We start from the raw sequence: 17,617 nt of genomic DNA, 5'->3' as shown, positions 1-17,617 counted from the left end.
GGTGCGACCACACAGCAGCTGCGGTCGAATCCCGCCTGCCCAGTTCGCTGCCAACCACCGAGCACAACAAGCCGACAACGCAGTAACCTTCAACCCCGGGCTTTATCAGTAATCACTGGTATGGCCAGTGGGGGCAGGTCAAAGCTGAAGTCTGATCCGGATGGCCCAGATATCTTTCAGCTTGAGCGGAGCCTTCTGTCCGATCAGCTTTCCCTTGTTCCAAGGCTCGTGGGGCTGAGATGTGTGAAGAATTGCCATGACCTACTCCTGATGAAGGGGGTGGTCAGGGTTCTCCCACGTCAAGAATCAAGGCGTGATGCGACCCGAAGCGGACATCTGCTGATTGAGGGTATTGCCAACGGACTGTACAAGGCCGAGGTGATCCACCGTCGCTCCTGGCAAAGCCTCGAGGCCGTCGAGCTGGCCACGCTGGAATGGGTGAACTGGTTCAATCTTCGACGCCTGCTGGAGCCGATCAGCAACATCCCCCCAGCCGAAGCTGAAGCAGCCTACTATCAGCAGACCCGTGAGCTCGCCATGGCGGCGTGACTCACACCAACGAGCCTCCGGGATTTCCGGGGCGGTTCAGCCAGCAGATCGCTGGATATTGACGCTTGACTTTCGGCATGGTAAGCGCAATATCTTGCAAAGTCTTGCAAGAACTTCCTCAGGCGAGGCCGCGTGACGACGGAACTTGTGGGGGTGGTATGACAGCGCGCCAGCAGGCGATCTTCACACTCGACGAGTTGGCTGCCTACTTGAAAGTCGGCAAGCGGACGCTTTACCGGCTCGCCGCGCACGGGGACATTCCGGCCTTCAAGGTCGGCGGGACGTGGCGGTTTCGTCAAAGTGAAATCGATCGATGGATCAATGATCAGACCCAAGCAGGCAGAAAGAAGGAGGTGATACGCACGGATGAGCAGCCAAAGTCAGCGGAACAACCCGTGTCGCCAGGGCGCGCTGTCCGTCGCCGCAGGCAAACGGAGTGAGCGAGAGTCTTCAATTTTTCTTCTGGAGGTGTGACATGGACATTGATCTCAAGAAATTGGCTCCCTGGAACTGGTTCAAGAAGGAGCAGGAAGAACAACAGAGCACTGCCTCGCTGCCGGTGCAGCGCAATGACCTGCCGGTGGCGGGTGGGTCGGTCAGTCCCATCCTGCAATTGCATCGCGAGATCGATCGCCTGTTCGACGACGCGTTTCGAGGCTTCGGTTTCCCGACGCTGGCCATGCCACGCTGGCCGTCGGAGTGGCCGGGCCTGCTGAAGCCGGCCCTGGACATCCAGGAGACCGACAAGCAGTACAAGATCGCCCTGGAAGTGCCCGGGGTCGAGGAAAAGGACATCCAGATCACGCTCGATAACGATGTGTTGCTGGTGCGCGGTGAGAAGCATCGGGAACAGGAAACGAAGGATGGTGGTTTCCACCGCGTGGAGCGTTCCTACGGCAGCTTTCAGCGCGCCCTGAATCTGCCGGCCGATGCCAACCAGGAAACGATCAAGGCCGCTTTCAAGAACGGCGTGCTCACGATCACGATGGACAAGCGCGAGGCCAGTGCCCCCAGGCAGGGGCGCTCGATCCCGATCAACGGCTGACGCCGATCGGCTCGTCCTCCGAAAAACAACCAAGTGAATGGCGAGGCGCCGTGACCTTCGGTGCCTCGTCAAATCAGTCCCTTTAAGGAGCATCAGCATGGCCAGAAAGCAGTGCCAAGTCTGCGGCCAGCCCGCCACGGTGCGGGTGGAAGCCAATCTCAATGGTCGCCACAGCACCATGCTGTTGTGTGACGATCACTATCGCCAACTGGCGCGCCAGCAAAAGCGCACCGTCTCGCCGCTGGAGGCTCTGTTTGGCTCGCGCAGCGGTTTGTTCGAAGACTTCCTCGGCAGCGACTTCTTCCGCATCGGTGACGATGCACCGTCCGTGGCGGCCGATACCGACGAGGTCGTCGATGCCTCGTTCGGCGAATCCGCTCCCGCAACGGCGGGCACGGCGCGCCGCCGCGGCAGTGGGCTGGCCAGCCGTATCAGCGAACAGTCTGAGGCCCTGTTGCAGGAAGCCGCCAAACATGCTGCCGAGTTCGGCCGGCCCGAAGTCGATACCGAACACCTGCTGCTGGCGCTGACCGACAGCGACGTGGTCAAGACCATCCTGGGGCAGTTCAAGATCAAGGTCGATGACCTCAAGCGGCAGATCGAATCCGAAGCCAAGCGTGGCGACAAGCCGTTCGAAGGCGAGATCGGCGTGTCGCCACGTGTCAAGGATGCGCTCAGCCGTGCCTTCGTGGCCTCCAACGAGTTGAGTCATTCCTATGTGGGGCCAGAGCACTTTCTGATCGGCCTGGCCGAAGAAGGCGAAGGCTTGGCAGCCAACCTGCTGCGCCGCTACGGGCTCACGCCGCAGGCGCTGCGCCAGCAGGTGAGCAAGGTGGTCGGCAAGGGGGCCGAGGACGGCCGTGCCGAGACGCCGACCAATACGCCGGAACTCGACAAGTATTCGCGCGACCTCACCAAGATGGCGCGCGAGGGCAAGCTCGATCCGGTCATCGGCCGCGCGCAGGAGATCGAGACGACCATCGAAGTGCTGGCCCGGCGCAAGAAGAACAACCCGGTGCTGATCGGCGAGCCTGGCGTGGGCAAGACCGCCATCGTCGAAGGGCTGGCGCAGCGCATGGTCGCAGGCGAGGTGCCCGAGACGCTGCGCGACAAGCGCCTGGTGGAACTCAACATCAACGCCATGGTGGCCGGCGCCAAGTACCGCGGCGAGTTCGAGGAGCGTGTGCAGAAGGTGCTCAAGGAAGTGACCGAGCACCAGGGCGAGCTGATTCTCTTCATCGACGAGGTGCACACCATCGTCGGTGCCGGCCAGGGTGGCGGCGAAGGCGGGCTGGACGTGGCCAACGTGTTCAAGCCGATGATGGCGCGCGGCGAGCTGAACCTGATCGGCGCCACCACGCTCAACGAGTATCAGAAGTACATCGAAAAGGATGCCGCGCTGGAGCGTCGCTTCCAGCCGGTGATGGTGCCCGAGCCGACGGTAGCGCAGACCATTATGATCCTGCGCGGCCTGCGCGACACGTTCGAAGCGCACCACAAGGTCAGTATCACAGAGGACGCGATCATCGCCGCCGCCGAGTTGTCCGACCGTTACATCACCGCCCGCTTTCTGCCCGACAAGGCCATCGACCTGCTCGACCAGGCAGCCGCACGCGTGAAGCTGTCAGCCACGGCCCGCCCGGTTGCCGTGCAGGAGCTGGAGGCCGAACTGCACCAGCTGCGGCGTGAGCAGGACTACATGGCCTCGCGCAAGCAGTACGACAAGGCCGCCGAGCTGGGCAAGCGCATCGAGGCCAAGGAGGCCGAACTCAAGAAGCTCGTCGAGGAATGGGAACGCGAGCGCGCCTCGGGCAGCGCCGAGGTCAAAGCCGAGCATGTCGCGCAGATCGTCTCGCGGCTGACCGGCATCCCGGTCAGCGAGCTGACGGTGGAAGAGCGCGAGAAGCTGCTGCATCTGGAGCAGCGGCTGCACGAGCGCGTGGTGGGCCAGGACGAAGCGGTGCGCGCGGTGGCCGATGCCGTGCGTCTGGCGCGCGCGGGCCTGCGCGAAGGCAGCAAGCCGGTGGCGACTTTTCTGTTCCTCGGGCCGACCGGCGTGGGCAAGACCGAGCTCGCCAAGGCGCTGGCCGAGTCCATCTATGGCGATGAAGGTGCGCTGCTGCGCATCGACATGTCCGAGTACGGGGAACGCCATACCGTGGCACGCCTGGTGGGCGCGCCTCCGGGTTATGTGGGCTATGACGAGGGCGGCCAGCTCACCGAGAAGGTGCGTCGCAAGCCCTACAGCGTGTTGCTGCTGGACGAGATCGAAAAAGCGCACCCCGACGTCTACAACATCCTGCTACAGGTGTTCGACGACGGTCGCCTCACCGACGGCAAGGGCCGGGTGGTGGATTTCACCAACACCATCATCATCGCCACCTCGAATCTGGGCTCGGACATCATCCAGCGTCGGCTGAAGGCCCGTGGCGCCGCCGGCGAGGAATACGAGAGGACCAAGTCCGAGGTGATGGACGTGCTGCGCGGACACTTCCGCCCCGAGTTCCTCAACCGCATCGACGAGATCATCGTCTTCCATGCGCTGGGCAAGGAGGAGATCCGCCATATCGTCGGCCTGCAGCTCGATCGTGTGGCCCGCAACGCCGCCAGCCAGGGCGTGACGCTGACCTTCGATCAGACCTTGATCGATCACTTCGCGGAGGAAGGCTACAAGCCCGAGTTCGGCGCGCGTGAGCTCAAGCGGCTGATCCGCAGCGAACTGGAGACCGCATTGGCGCGCGAGATGCTGGGTGGCGGTATCGGCAAGGGCGATCACGCCAGCGCCCGCTGGGACGACAAGGCCGAACGCGTCGTCTTCGAGCGCAAGGAGCCACCCGCGCAGCCGGCCGAGCCTGATAAGTCCGATGCCGCGAACGTGGCCGAGGCACCGCCGAACGGCGAGAGCAAGCCTAAGCGCAAGAAGAAGCCGGCGGGCGGCGAATCTTGAGTCATGAGGAGGCTATCGTGTCCGACCCCAACGGGCTGACATGGGCAGCCACCCTCGTGTCGCTGGCGGTCGCTGTCCCCACGGCGGGGCACGCGGTCATCTACAAGCGTGACCCTCGATCGGCCACGCTGTGGATACTGCTGATCGCCTTGTTGCCGCTGGGCGGTTCGCTGCTGTATGGGCTGTTCGGCATCAACCGTTACCAGCGGCGGGCACGGCGGCTGTTTCCGGGGACGGATCTTGCTGTTCGACAGGATCTCTCGCCCACGGTGCCCGAGCCCGTATCGCCGCCGCTTGCCGGCCTGGCGCACCTGGTAGGACGCGCCACCGGCCAGTCGCTGACCGGCGGCAACCGCATCGAGCCGCTTGTCGATGGCGAGCGGGCCTACCCGGCCATGCTCGCCGCCATCGAATCGGCGCGGAACAGCGTCGCCTTGGCCTCGTACATCTTCGACAGCCAAGGCATCGGGGCGCAGTTCGTCGATGCGCTGCGCCGGGCTCATGAGCGCGGCGTGCAAGTGCGGGTGCTGATCGACGACGTGTATGCCCGCTGGACGCCCCGCAGCGCCTACCGCGCCTTGCAACGCGCCGGCGTTCCGGCGGCGACGTTCAACCCGACGTTGATTCCCGCGCGCCTGCATGCCGCGCATCTGCGCAATCACCGCAAGCTGCTGGTGATCGATGGCGAGGCAGGTTTCACCGGTGGCATGAATATCTGCAGCCCGTATTGGCGGCCCGATGCGCCGGGCCAGGCCTGTCACGATTTGCACTTTCGTCTGCGCGGGCCGGTGGTTGCGCATCTGATGCAGTGCTTCACCGATGATTGGTGCGATGCCACGGGCGAGCAGCTCGGCGAGGGTTTCTGGCGCGAATCGCCCGCAATGGCTGATGAGCAAGGGACCTCTTGGGCGCGCGGCATCGAGGCCGGTCCCGACGAGGCCCTGGACAGGATGCGCTGGACCTTCATGGGCGCTTTGAGCGCGGCGAAGCATTCGGTGCGCATCTGGACACCTTATTTCGTCCCCGATCAGCCGATGATCGCGGCGCTTAGCACGGCTGCGTTGCGCGGGGTGCGTATCGACGTGCTGACGCCCGCAAACGGTGACCATCCCACGGTGCAATGGGCCGCGCGCGCCCACTACTGGCAGGTGCTGGAGCACGGTGTGCGCATCTTCGAACGTCCTGGCCCGTTCGACCACAGCAAGCTGATGCTGATAGACGGCCAGTGGTGCTGCCTGGGTTCGGCCAACTGGGATGCGCGCAGCCTGCGCCTCAACTTCGAGTTCAATGTGGAGGTGTACGACACCGCGCTGTCTACGCGGCTGGAATCCCTTTTTGATGCCGCCCGTGATGCATCGAACGAGATATCGGCCATGGCGTTGCGCGCCCGCCCGCTGGCCATCCGCTTGCGCGACGGGGTGGCCCGTCTGTTCACCCCCATTCTCTAGCGACACGACTTGCGAGGAACATTGCCGATGGAAAAGAAAGATCAATGGAACATCGGCTACTGGATCGTCGCCGGCCTGTTGCTGCTGACGCTGCAGAACTACTGGCAGGCGGCGAAGACGGTTGAACCCGTTCCCTATAGTGAGTTCGAGAAAGCGCTGGCCGAGGGGCGCGTCGCCGAAGTACTGGTGTCGGACCGCACGGTGACCGGGCGCCTGAAATCACCGGACAGCCGGGGCAAGACCACCATCGTGGCCACCCGTGTCGAACCCGACCTGGCCGAGCGGCTGTCCAAATACGACGTGCCTTACGCGCGGGTGGTGGAAAGCACCTGGCTGCGTGATGTGCTCTCCTGGATTCTGCCGGCGGTGGCCTTCTTCGGCGTCTGGTTCTTCCTGTTCCGCCGCTTTGCCGAGAAGCAGGGCATGGGCGGTTTCCTGAGCATCGGCAAGAGCCGCGCCAAGGTATTCATGGAGAAGAACACTGGCGTGACCTTTGCCGATGTCGCTGGCGTCGATGAAGCCAAGGCGGAGTTGGTTGAGATCGTCGATTTCCTCAAGAATCCGCAGGAGTATGGACGGCTCGGGGCGCGCATTCCCAAGGGCGTGTTGCTGGTGGGCCCACCGGGCACCGGCAAGACATTGCTGGCCAAGGCTGTTGCCGGCGAGGCGGCGGTGCCCTTCTTCTCCATCTCCGGATCAGAGTTTGTCGAGATGTTCGTCGGCGTGGGTGCGGCGCGCGTGCGCGACCTGTTCGAGCAGGCGCGCGGGCAGGCGCCCGGCATCATCTTCATCGACGAACTCGACGCACTGGGCCGCGCGCGCGGTGTCGGCGGCCCCATCGGCGGCCACGACGAGCGCGAGCAGACCTTGAACCAGTTGCTTACCGAGATGGATGGCTTCGACAGTTCGGTGGGGCTCATCATCCTGGCTGCCACCAACCGGCCCGAAATCCTCGACCAGGCGCTGCTGCGCGCCGGTCGCTTCGACCGTCAGGTGCTGGTGGACCGGCCCGACAAGAATGGTCGCCTGGATATCCTGAAGGTCCATGTCAAGAAGATCACCCTGGCCCACGGTGTAGATCTGGAACAGGTGGCGGCGCTGACCACCGGCTTTTCCGGCGCTGATCTGGCCAATCTCGTGAACGAAGCAGCGCTGAACGCGACGCGGCGCAAGGCGCAGGCTGTGGAACTGCAAAACTTCACCGCCGCCATCGAGCGCATCGTGGCGGGCCTGGAGAAGAAGAACCGCGTGCTCAATCCCAAGGAGCGGGAAACCGTGGCCTATCACGAGATGGGCCATGCGCCGGTGGCGCTGGCGCTGCCCGGCACCGACCCCGTGCACAAGATCTCGATCATCCCGCGCGGCATCGGCGCGCTGGGCTACACCCTGCAACGCCCCACCGAAGACCGCTTCCTGATGACGCGCGCCGATCTGGAGTACAAGATCGCCGTGCTGTTGGGCGGGCGCGCCGCAGAGAAGTTGGTGTTTGGCGAACTGTCGACCGGTGCCGCAGACGATCTCGCGCGGGCCACCGACATCGCCCGCGACATGATTACACGCTTCGGCATGGATGAGGGCTTGGGGTACGTTGCTTTTGAGGCACAGAGGCCGCGTTTTCTTGATGCGCCTGAACTGGTTCAGGGTGGCTGCCGGGTAGCCGAATCGACTCAGACACGCATCGACCAAGCCATCCGTGACATCGTGATGGGTGTGTTTGATCGTGCATACCGAATTCTCGAAATCAACCGAGAAGTGCTGGAGCGCTGCGCGCGCGAGCTGCTGGCGCGGGAAACGCTCGACGAAAGCGATATCCGTCAATTGACTCAAGGACTTGCTCGGAACTGAAAACAGTAGTAGGTGCCATTCAGAGTAAGCCGACGGCTCTGTTCAGTGCGTCATCCAATTCGCCGGCATTGTTCAAGGAGAACCGATATGTCTGCATTGACTCCGTGGGACCCCTTCCGGGAGCTGGATGAATTGCAAAACCGCCTGGCGACGATGTTGGGACGGACACCCCAGCGACAGGGCGCCCGTACCGGCAACGAAGCCATGACCACGGCGGACTGGGCACCAATGGTGGACGTCAGCGAGGATGAGAACGCATTCATCCTCAAGCTGGATCTGCCGGAGGTCCCCAAGGATGCCGTGCGCGTCAGCGCGGAAAACGGCGTGCTCACCATCAGCGGCGAGCGCAAACTGGAAAAAGAGGAGCAGGGCAAGAAGTTCCACCGCATCGAACGTGCGTATGGCCGCTTTGTGCGCAGCTTTGTCTTGCCTGACAACGTTGATCCGACCAAGGTGACGGCTTCGATGAAAGACGGCGTGCTGGAAGTGCGGCTTGTCAAGGCCGAGCAAGCCAAACCGAAACAGATTGAAATCTCAGTCAACTAACTTCAATCAGGAGCCCAAGATCATGAATATCAAACAGCCACAATACATCTTCTCCGCACTTGCCCTGGCGGTCGTCGTCGGACTGAGCGGACCGGCTCTGGCCCAATCGGCGGCAGGTTCTAGCCCAGGTGCTGCAGCACCCTCTGCCGCATCCAAGGCGGCACAGCCACAGGTAGATGACAAGGTCGCCCGGGAAGCCGCGGGAAAGCGCGCCAAACTCGCCCAAGATGCAATCACTGCGCTGGCCAAGACCCATGAGGCATTGATCCTCCTTGATGCAAGGAAGACCAAGGAGGCGCTCGCTGCGCTGGAACTGGCCAGCGGAAAGCTGGAACTGGTATTGGCGCGTGACCCAAAACTTGCTTTGGCGCCCGTCGATGTACGCGTCATCACCCATGACATCCACGCCGACGTGGAATCGGTCAAGAAAGCGGTCAAGTTGTCTCGGGAGTTGTTGGATGATGGCGAGGTGCAAAAGGCACGGCCCATCGTCGCCAATCTTGCCAGCGAAATCGTGATCGAAACCGACAACCTGCCGATGGCAACGTACCCGGCAGCGATCAAGTCGGCCGCACGGCTCATCGACAGCGGCAAGATTGACGATGCCAAGGCGGTGCTCGCCCGAGCGCTGAACACGATGGTGATGACCTCGGTCGCCTTTCCTCTGCCCGTGCTACGGGCCGAAGCCGCGATGGCAAAAGCGGAAAAGCTGGCCGAGACCGGCAAGCGCAATGCCAAACAGAGCGAGGAGCTCAGCGCCCTGCTGGCCTACGTGCGCACGGAGATCGAGCTGGCGCAGATCCTGGGTTATGGCAAGAAGGCGGACTTCAAGCCCATCTTCGATCAGGTGAAGGCTATCGAGCAGAAATCCGCCGGAGGAAAAAGCGGCAAGGGGTGGTTCGACGAGTTGAAGATGCGCATCCAAAGGCTGTCTTGATGTGGTGAAGGAGCTGACTGCACCATCGGCTAGTCTCGCGATGGGCGCAGTCAGCCCAATAGATTCGCCTATTTTCACTAACTCATACGAGACATATCACCATGAATGAGCAAACATCGAATCCCAATGCGACGAACAAAGAAATAAACGAACAGGCCGCGGTAAGCAGCCTTCCTGTCAGTCCAGAGGCCAAGCCTGAAGTCGTCACGGAGGTACAGCCTGAGGTTCAGAAGGAAACGGACTCGCAGGCGGCAGACAAACGTAAACAAGTCCTCGATGAGGCCGTCTCGGCCTTGGCGCTGACCAAATCAGCGCTGGCCGCACTTGACGGCAAGGACGCTGCACGCGCATTGGCAACGCTGGCCGAAGTGACGGGAAAGCTGGAGCTGATCGTTGCGCGCGAACCCACGCTCGCCCTGGCCCCCGTTGATGTGCGCACCATCGTGCACGACCTGTTCGCCAACACGGACACCATTGAGGCGATGACCGACGAGGCGCTGGATGCCCTCAAACATGGCGAGGTGCAACAGGCACGTCACGTGCTGGCTTTGCTGGCCAGTGAGATCGTGATCGCGGTCACCAACATCCCTCTGGCGTCCTATCCCGCAGCCGTGAAGTCAGTCGTGCCGCTGATCGATCAGGGCAAGATCGAAGAAGCCAAAGCCGCGCTGCAGGCAGCGCTCAGCACGCTGGTCGAGACGCGCAGCGTGCATCCGCTGCCCGCCCTGCGCGCCAGGCTGCTCCTGAAGCGCGCCGAGCCCCTGGTAGAAGATGGTCAGCGCAGCGAAGCATCCAATGAGCGCCTGGAGACATTGTTGAACGAAGCCCGGCAGCAGTTGGAAATGGCAGAACTGCTGGGCTATGGAAAAAGGAAGGACTTTGAGTCCATGTACGATGAACTCAAGAAAATCAAGCAGAAGACGGGAGGGGGAGGCGGCGGAAAAGGCTGGCTCGATGAAGTCAAGGCAAAACTGTCCAGGTTGTTCTGAAACCGCTGGAGAGGGGGCGCATAGCGCCCCCTCTCTTGTCCCATGAGTGTTTGATTTTTCATCTCGTATAGGTCTTTAGGAGATATTGCATGAACACAGACACCATCGCCAATTCCAATGCGGATGACCCCACCAAAGCACTGTGTTCGCTGAGCCAAAATTGGTGGCTTTTTGCGCTGCGCGGTGTCTTGGCATTGATTTTCGCAGCCCTTGCGTTCTGGATGCCACAATCGGCTCTGTTGGCCACGACCTTAGTGTTCGGCGCATTCTCCTTGGTCAATGGCGCTTTCAACTTGGTTGCAGCGGTGCGCCATATCCAGAAAAAAGAGCGCTGGGGCTGGCTGCTGTTCAGCGGCATTGTCGGCATGCTTACCGGCGTTGTCGTCCTGGTTGCTCCTTTGGTCGCCACGATGGTCATGGCTTCTTTTTTATGGGCTAGCGTGGGGGTCTGGGCGATTTTCACCGGTGTGCTGGAGATATCCGCCGCGGTTCGGCTGCGTCAAGAAATCAAGGGTGAAATCTGGCTTGCCTTCAGTGGACTGCTCTCGATAGTCCTTGGCGCTATCGTCTTGTGGATATTCTTCTCCCGTCCGGCCGAGTCATTCCTGGCCGCAGGCTGGCTGCTGGGCTTCTATGCGGCAGTCTATGGTGTCACGCTTTTGTTCTTGAGTTGGCGTCTTCGCAGAACGCGCCAGGGATAAGAGCGGGTCAAACTAAATTCTATGGATATGAGCATTTTCGGTTCGTGACTCCATAGAAATGACATCAAAGGAGTCATACATGCAGACGCAATATAGCTATCGAGCTGTCGACAAAGAGTTTCATGAACCATGGCAGAGAGCTTTGGGAAATGCGGTCGAGCACGCCCTCAAGCCATTGCTCGACAAACACACTAAAGATTCAGTGCGACTTCGAATCGTCCTTGATCGCGACAAGACCAAGCGGCAATTTCTGGCCAGTGGCTATATGCACCTGCCCGGCAGAAAGATTGTCAGCGTTACTGCATCACATGACGAGCTGACGCCCCTCGCGCAGATGCTCGCACAGTCGTTGTGCCGTCAGGCCAAGAAGCATTTTGACCGGCTGCATGCTCAGGACCAGATCAAGCGCAAAGCACGACGCGAGCGCTTGCGCGAGCTCAAGGTGCGAATTGCCGCAAAACCCGCGTCAGCCGCCCATGAGGCCAAAGTGACCCGAATGCCTCTACTGTCGAAACTTGAGGCTGTCGCAAGGCGTGAGCTGGCTTATCTGCGTGCCGTCGGCGATTTACCGCGCGATTATCCGACGCTGCGCGACGTGGTGGATGAAGCGATTGTCCAAGCTGAGGTGGAATGGCAATCCGTGCCGGAAGAAAAAGCGGCTTACTTCGGTCTTCTGAAGCATCTGTTCGCCGTGCTGGATCACGAAGTGGCAAACAGCCGGCAATTTGGCGAATTCGTTTCTCTGGACGCGCCGGTCGAAGCGGATGCCCAGGACGTCGCCGAGGCCATGGTGGAAGAGGAAGTCTTCGAATTTTATCAGCCCGATGACACACTCAGGCTGGCCGATATCATCGCTGACAGTCAGCATCCCGATGCCGCAACGATCGCGGAACAGCAGGAGCTAGTTGATCGGTCGAGCGAGTTCGCTTTTGCATTCGACCTGCTGAAGGACATGCCGCGTTTGTGGCGGCGCATTTTTCTGCTTATCCGTGTGGACGGGCTGGATGCCAGCAGCGTCTCTGAAATCCTACTGATTCCTAGTAAGGAAGATACTGTCCAAAGGTGGCTCATGCAGGCCGAAGCGTTCATCGCTGCTCATTTGGAAGAGGCCGGAGTAAGCAAAGACGGGAACGATTGGCTCCAAGGCGTTGATTGGTCGGCATTGTCTGTGACCCGAAGCGCGGCAGCCTCACTGTGGTCCAAGGAGGCGAACCATGAAGAATGATCTTCACCTCGTCTGTCCGCATTGCCAGTCCATCAACCGCGTACCGACTGCGAAGCTATCGGAACATCCCAACTGCGGCCGCTGCCAGCAGCCCTTGTTCACGGGCGAACCCATCGAGTTGACCACGGCGACGTTCTCGCGCCACGTGGAGCGCAGCGACCTGCCACTGTTGGTAGATTTCTGGGCACCTTGGTGCGGGCCGTGCAAGATGATGGCCCCGCAGTTCCAGCAAGCGGCGCGTCAGCTCGAACCCAGGGTCAGGCTGGCCAAGGTCAATACCGAGGCAGAACCCCACCTGGCCGCGCAGTTCGGCATCCGCAGCATTCCGACGCTCGCCCTGTTCCAAGGTGGGCGGGAGATCGGGCGTCAGGCGGGCGCCATGGGCGCGCAGGACATCGTGCGCTGGGCATCTGCACAGGTGGGGCGCTGACCGATGCAGGACTTGCTCGGCGCCACCCTGATCCTGCTGGCGGCATGCAGTCTCGCGGCGGTGGCGACGGCGGCGTTCAGAGTACCCGCCTTGCTGGGTTACCTCGCCGTCGGCGCCTTGCTGGGCCCGTCGGTCAGCGGTGTAGTCGCGCCGGGAGAAGCGCTTGATTTTCTGTCCGAGCTGGGCGTGGCCCTGCTGCTGTTCATGGTTGGGCTGGAGTTCTCCCTCGGGCACTTCTGGCTTTCCCGTAAAACCGTATTGGCGGCCGGCAGCTTGCAGATGATCGCTGTCGCCACGCCACTGACCTTGATGTTGATGTGGCTGGGACAGCCAGTTCAGTGCGCTGCGTTGCTCAGCACTGCGGCGGCCATGTCGTCCACGGCGCTGGTCAGCCGACAGCTGGCCGACCAAGGCGAGCTCACCACCCGCCACGGCCGCAGCGCCATCGCCGTGCTGGTCTTTCAGGACCTGGCCAGCGTGCCCCTGCTGGCCCTGCTGGCGATCTGGGCGCGCGGCGAGTCGCCGAAGATCGAGAGCGTGCTGCTCGAAGTGTTGGGCGTGCTGATGTTGTTCGCGGCAGCGGCCCTCGCCTCCCGTCGTCTGTTGCATGGCCTGCTGGGCTGGGTGGCGCGGCAGGGCCACGAAGAATCCTTCGTGCTGGTTTCCTTGTGCGTGGTGGTGGCTGCCGCCGCTGCTGCACACGCGGTCGGCGTATCCGCCGCCCTGGGTGCGTTTTTGGCCGGCATGGTGCTGGGCGAGAGCGACTTCCGTCACCACATGGAAAGCCACCTCAAACCGTTTCGCGATGTGTTGTCGGGGGTGTTCTTCGTGACCATCGGCCTGCAGTTGGACGGAGCGCAGATTCTTTCGGCACCACTGGCGGTGTTCGCGTGGCTGGCAGTGCTGGTACCGGTCAAGATCGGGCTCAACACCCTGGCCTTGCGGGCGACGCGCCTGTCCGCCTTCGATGCCTGGCGCACGGGCATAGCGTTGGGGCATGGCGGCGAGTTCGCCCTGCTGTTGTTGGGCATGGTCTTGCAGCAGCATCTGATTCCCGCGACCGTCGTACAACCCATGCTGGTCGCGCTGGTGCTCAGCATGGCCTTGGCACCGCTGCTGATCCGCCATCACGATGTACTTGCCCGGTTCTTGAGCCGCACCGGCGGCGTCATTCAGCCACCCCAGGCTGAAGAAGTTGAGATCACCGCGCAGACAGCGCGATTTCGAGACCACGTCATCATCTGCGGCGCAGGCGAGCTTGGCCTGACAGTCAGCGAAATTCTTCGACACGCGGGCGTGGCGCATCTGCTGCTGGAAGCAGACGAGCAGAAGGTCGAGGCCGCACGTGCCGCCGGCGCGCCGGTGTTCCATGGCGATGCCAGTCGCCCCGATACCTTGCTGGCTGCCGGGTTGGCGCAAGCGCGTCTGGTGGTGCTCACGTTCGACCATGCCCAGCAAGTGCTGCGCATCGCCCAGGCGATTGCCGAGCGCCGTCCGGCGCTGACCTTGTGGGTGTCATGCAGAAGTACGACCGCGGCCGATGCACTTCGCGCCATGCCCAACGTGCATGTACACCAGCAATCCTTTGCCGCGGCCCTTGGGCTGGCGGAACAGGTGATGTCGTCGCTTGGCATGTCGGCCGAGCTCGTCGAACGAAACATCAGTGCGATGCGCCGCCGTCTCGACAGCGGCAATGTCGCAGGGAGTCCATCTGCATGAAGTCAACAGGCCGCAATCCATTTCAGGTCTTCCGTGACCAATGGGCCATCATGAGTTTATACGATCGCTTCGAGCAGGTCGTCGCCCTCGTTCTGTCGGCGGTAATTGCCGTCATCATCGTGGTGTCGCTGTTCCAGCTCATCGCCATCGTCTTCACGCTGCTGGTCCTCGATGCCTTCAATCCCCTGGATCACAAGGTATTCCAGAGTGTGTTCGGCATGATCATGACGCTCTTGATCGCGATGGAGTTCAAGCATTCCATTGTGCGCGTGGCGCTGCGTCGGGACAGCATCATCCAGGTCAAGACCGTGATCCTCATCGGTCTGATCGCGCTGGCGCGCAAGTTCGTGATCCTTGACCCCGAGGCGAGCCCCGCAAAGATAGCCGCGCTGGCAGGCGCCACGCTGGCTCTGGGTGCGACCTACTGGCTGCTGCGCGAGCGCGGCGAGCGCGCCGCCGAGACCTCTTGACCTGCCCCCACTGAGCCGTACCACGTGAAGCTGTAAAGTCCGTCAACCCGAGAGGACGGACATGCGCAAGAGTCGCTTCACCACCGAACAGATCATCGGATTCATCAAGCAGGCCGAGGCCGGCATGGCAGTCGCGGAACTGGGCCGCCAGCACGGCTTCAGCCCCGCCAGCTTCTACGCCTGGCGGGCCAAGTACGGCGGCATGGAGGCCGAGGACGCCAAGCGCCTGAAGGAGCTGGAAGCCGAGAACAACCGGCTCAAGCGGTTGCTGGCCGACGCCCATTTGGACATCGAGGTGCTGAAGATCGGCTTCGGGGTAAAACGCTAGCCCCGCAACGCAAGCGCGAGGCAGTCCGACGCATGCTCGACCAGACGGTGTTGAGCGAGCGCCGGGCTTGCCGCCTTGCGGGGCTGTCCCGCGATGCCTTCCGCCACCCGCCCGTGCCGACGCCTGCCACCCAGGCACTGTCGGCACGGATCATCGAACTGGCCCAGATCCGCCGCAGGTTCGGCTATCGCCGCCTGCACGACCTGCTGCGCCCGGAGTTCCCAGACGTGAACCACAAGAAGGTCTATCGGCTCTACAGCGAGGCCAGCCTCGCCGTGCGCCGACGCAAGAAGGCCAAGCGCCCCCCGCTTGAGCGACAGCCTCTGGCGATCGCTACGGCGCCCAACCAGGTCTGGAGCATGGACTTCGTCAGCGACGCCCTGGCCAACGCCCGGCGGCTCAAGTGCCTGACCGTGGCCGACGACTTCACCCACGAGTGCGTGGACATCACGGTTGACCATGGCATGGGTGGCGCCTACGTCGTCCGGGTCCTCGACCAGGCCGCCTGCTTCCGGGGCTACCCGCGGGCCGTACGCACGGACAACGTGCTAACTCTGGAGTCAACAACAAATTGGGAGCGAACGGATCCGCGGACGTCGCTGACGTCCGGTCAGGCAAGTCGCACCGCTATTTGCACCAAGTCCCGTGGGCTTCCACGTCTTCAGGGTCTCCTGGTCTGACCATAGTGAACACGAGGTCCAGAACGGCCTCGAACGTGCCTAAAACAGCATGGAGTCCCGTGGAAGGCCCGAGCATTATCTACAGGATCCTAAGAGGTCCCGACGGCCCTACGGAGAGGGGTCGATCCACGGGGTAAAGCATTTTCGAAGTAGCAGCGGTATTGGGTTTGTTGCTTGACCAGGCCATAGGCGACACGCGCCATCTTCGCGGCCACGGCAGTCAGTGCTTTTCTTTTGCGGTCGGCGTTGGATGGATCGTTCCGGATGTAGCGCTCGTACTTCTCCCGGAAGCTGTTCTCCCGCATCCGGATGGCCACTGTGGCGGCAAACCAGAAGGCGAAGCGAAGGCGCGCATTGCCGCGCTTGGACAGCCGCTCCTGGCCCTTGTATTGGCCTGATTGGCACTTGGCCAGATCGAGGCCGCAGTACTTCAGGAACTGGCGATGGTGGGCGAAGCGACGCAGGTCGCCAGCCTCGGCCAGAATGGTCAGTGCAAGCACAGGTCCAATACCCGGAATCGAACGCAGCGACTCATAGTCTGGGCGCCCCGAAAGGGTCTGGTGCGCCTGTTCCGCGAGCCGGTCGCGCTGCTGGACCAGCTCCTGGAAGCGCTGCAATTGCAGGCGGAAGCTCTGAACCTCGAGCGAGTCATCGGCGACAGGCAAGCCAATGCTTCGCAGGGCGATTTCATATAGTTCGCGTAGCCATGCCGCCTTGTTGACCTTGCGCCCCACCAGGTCCCACGCCTCCTTGCGGAACGTCTCGTAGTCACGCTGTTGGATTGATGCCGCAGTAGGAAAGCGGAGCATGAAGCGGGCGAACCAGTCCGCATGTGCGCTGTCGAAGTAGCGCTCGATTTCGGGAAAGTACAGCGGCAGATAGTGCGTCATCAAGCTGTGCTGCAGTCGCGTCCTTGCCAGGCTGATCTGATAGTGAGTCTTGGACAGCTCCTGCAATCCGTGGTGCCCGGCCAGCAAGGGATCAATGTAGCGCAGCGTCATGCCCTGCTTGAGCAGTGCGAGAATCACGCGGGCATCTTTCGGGTCGTTCTTGTCCCATGAGTTGAACATTGCTTCGCGGTAGCGGGCGCCAGCGACTGATGAGACAAGGCAAACGTCGAAGCCTTCCGTGAGAAGCCGGAAAGCCAGCGTTCGATGGCAGTCTCCAGTGGGTTCCATGGCGATCCTGGCAGGCTGGGGTAATCCACGCAGCAGAGCGACCAGACGATCGTGCTCTTCCATCGAGCTGGCCATCCGAAACTGCTGCTGCTTGCCGTCAGGCGTTTCAATCAGGACGGCATGGTGACGCTTGGCAATATCAATCGCGACCCACGTGGCCGCAGGCGTAGCATTGGGCTGGGCAGTCATCGTCGGCAAGCTCCTGTGGTGTGTGAGAACCCTCAGGATGACCTTGGAGACGGTGGCTGCCCACGTCATGGGGATGCTTCCAGATGTACTACGGCCCCGAGTTCACCAGCCGGGCCTTCATCGCATGGACGCAACGCCACGGCATCAAGCACCTGTTGATCGAGCCGGGCAGGCCCATGCAGAACGGCTACATCGAGAGCTTCAACGGCAAGTTCAGGGACGAGTGCCTCAACGAACACTGGTTCACCTCGCTCGCCCAAGCCCGCCAGGTCATCGCCGACTGGCGACGCGACTACAACCAGGTGCGACCACACAGCAGCTGCGGTCGAATCCCGCCTGCCCAGTTCGCTGCCAACCACCGAGCACAACAAGCCGACAACGCAGTAACCTT

14 protein-coding genes and 3 pseudogenes are annotated in these 17,617 nt (G+C 62.0%); 16 read left to right on the top strand and 1 reads right to left on the bottom strand.

The features are described 5' to 3' along the window. Window positions 1–357: 357 nt before the first annotated feature. The 15 genes and pseudogenes from AC5P7E_RS20700 to AC5P7E_RS20630 all read left to right on the top strand — a co-directional run. Window positions 358–549: pseudogene (locus AC5P7E_RS20700) on the top strand (IS3 family transposase); the annotation flags it as partial. A gap of 158 nt (window positions 550–707) precedes the next feature. Beyond that, on the top strand, window positions 708–989 hold the full coding sequence (locus AC5P7E_RS20695; RefSeq protein WP_032961707.1) for a helix-turn-helix domain-containing protein: 282 nt from the start codon (window positions 708–710) through the stop codon (window positions 987–989). A gap of 35 nt (window positions 990–1,024) precedes the next feature. Continuing rightward, window positions 1,025–1,594: an Hsp20/alpha crystallin family protein gene (locus tag AC5P7E_RS20690; protein ID WP_005409669.1), complete on the top strand. Its 570-nt coding sequence runs from the start codon at window positions 1,025–1,027 to the stop codon at window positions 1,592–1,594. 97 nt (window positions 1,595–1,691) lie between these two features. Beyond that, on the top strand, window positions 1,692–4,541 hold the full coding sequence (gene clpK, locus AC5P7E_RS20685; protein WP_005409668.1) for a heat shock survival AAA family ATPase ClpK: 2,850 nt from the start codon (window positions 1,692–1,694) through the stop codon (window positions 4,539–4,541). Window positions 4,542–4,558: 17 nt separating this feature from the next. Further along, the gene (gene cls, locus AC5P7E_RS20680; RefSeq protein WP_005409667.1) at window positions 4,559–5,989 is read left to right on the top strand and encodes a cardiolipin synthase; all 1,431 of its coding nucleotides are present in this window, start codon (window positions 4,559–4,561) and stop codon (window positions 5,987–5,989) included. 27 nt (window positions 5,990–6,016) lie between these two features. Continuing rightward, window positions 6,017–7,834, top strand: a complete 1,818-nt coding sequence (gene ftsH, locus AC5P7E_RS20675; RefSeq protein WP_005409666.1) for an ATP-dependent zinc metalloprotease FtsH — start codon at window positions 6,017–6,019, stop codon at window positions 7,832–7,834. An 87-nt stretch (window positions 7,835–7,921) separates the two neighbouring features. Next, complete coding sequence (gene hsp20-GI / locus AC5P7E_RS20670) at window positions 7,922–8,380, top strand: small heat shock protein sHSP20-GI (RefSeq protein WP_005409665.1); 459 nt, start codon at window positions 7,922–7,924, stop codon at window positions 8,378–8,380. Between the two features lie 22 nt (window positions 8,381–8,402). Next, complete coding sequence (yfdX1, locus tag AC5P7E_RS20665; RefSeq protein WP_005409664.1) at window positions 8,403–9,317, top strand: heat resistance protein YfdX1; 915 nt, start codon at window positions 8,403–8,405, stop codon at window positions 9,315–9,317. Between the two features lie 101 nt (window positions 9,318–9,418). Further along, window positions 9,419–10,306, top strand: coding sequence for a heat resistance protein YfdX2 (yfdX2, locus tag AC5P7E_RS20660; RefSeq protein ID WP_005409663.1), 888 nt, complete (start codon window positions 9,419–9,421; stop codon window positions 10,304–10,306). Between the two features lie 89 nt (window positions 10,307–10,395). Further along, the gene (locus AC5P7E_RS20655) at window positions 10,396–11,007 is read left to right on the top strand and encodes an HdeD family acid-resistance protein (protein ID WP_005409662.1); all 612 of its coding nucleotides are present in this window, start codon (window positions 10,396–10,398) and stop codon (window positions 11,005–11,007) included. Window positions 11,008–11,086: 79 nt separating this feature from the next. Further along, the gene (locus AC5P7E_RS20650) at window positions 11,087–12,232 is read left to right on the top strand and encodes a hypothetical protein (RefSeq protein ID WP_005409661.1); all 1,146 of its coding nucleotides are present in this window, start codon (window positions 11,087–11,089) and stop codon (window positions 12,230–12,232) included. Beyond that, window positions 12,222–12,662, top strand: coding sequence for a heat resistance system thioredoxin Trx-GI (gene trx-GI, locus AC5P7E_RS20645; protein ID WP_005409660.1), 441 nt, complete (start codon window positions 12,222–12,224; stop codon window positions 12,660–12,662). Before AC5P7E_RS20650 ends, trx-GI begins: the two co-directional genes overlap by 11 nt. A gap of 3 nt (window positions 12,663–12,665) precedes the next feature. Beyond that, on the top strand, window positions 12,666–14,381 hold the full coding sequence (kefB-GI, locus tag AC5P7E_RS20640) for a heat resistance system K+/H+ antiporter KefB-GI (protein ID WP_005409659.1): 1,716 nt from the start codon (window positions 12,666–12,668) through the stop codon (window positions 14,379–14,381). Then, window positions 14,378–14,851 (top strand): heat resistance protein PsiE-GI, encoded by a 474-nt coding sequence (gene psiE-GI, locus AC5P7E_RS20635; protein WP_114618409.1) that lies wholly within the window; start codon window positions 14,378–14,380, stop codon window positions 14,849–14,851. The genes kefB-GI and psiE-GI overlap by 4 nt, the downstream gene beginning before the upstream one ends. A gap of 61 nt (window positions 14,852–14,912) precedes the next feature. After that, a pseudogene (locus tag AC5P7E_RS20630) lies at window positions 14,913–15,724 on the top strand (IS3 family transposase); the annotation flags it as partial. Between the two features lie 224 nt (window positions 15,725–15,948). Here AC5P7E_RS20630 and AC5P7E_RS20625 read toward each other — a convergent pair. Next, entirely contained in the window at window positions 15,949–17,226 is a 1,278-nt protein-coding gene (locus AC5P7E_RS20625; protein ID WP_005409655.1) for an IS110 family RNA-guided transposase, read from the bottom strand. A gap of 92 nt (window positions 17,227–17,318) precedes the next feature. Between AC5P7E_RS20625 and AC5P7E_RS20620 the strand changes: the two are divergent. Next, window positions 17,319–17,617: pseudogene (locus AC5P7E_RS20620) on the top strand (integrase core domain-containing protein); the annotation flags it as partial.

The sequence above is a fragment of the Stenotrophomonas sp. YJH_SMC_25 genome (assembly GCF_059369595.1).
This window is presented reverse-complemented; position numbering and strand designations above follow the sequence as displayed.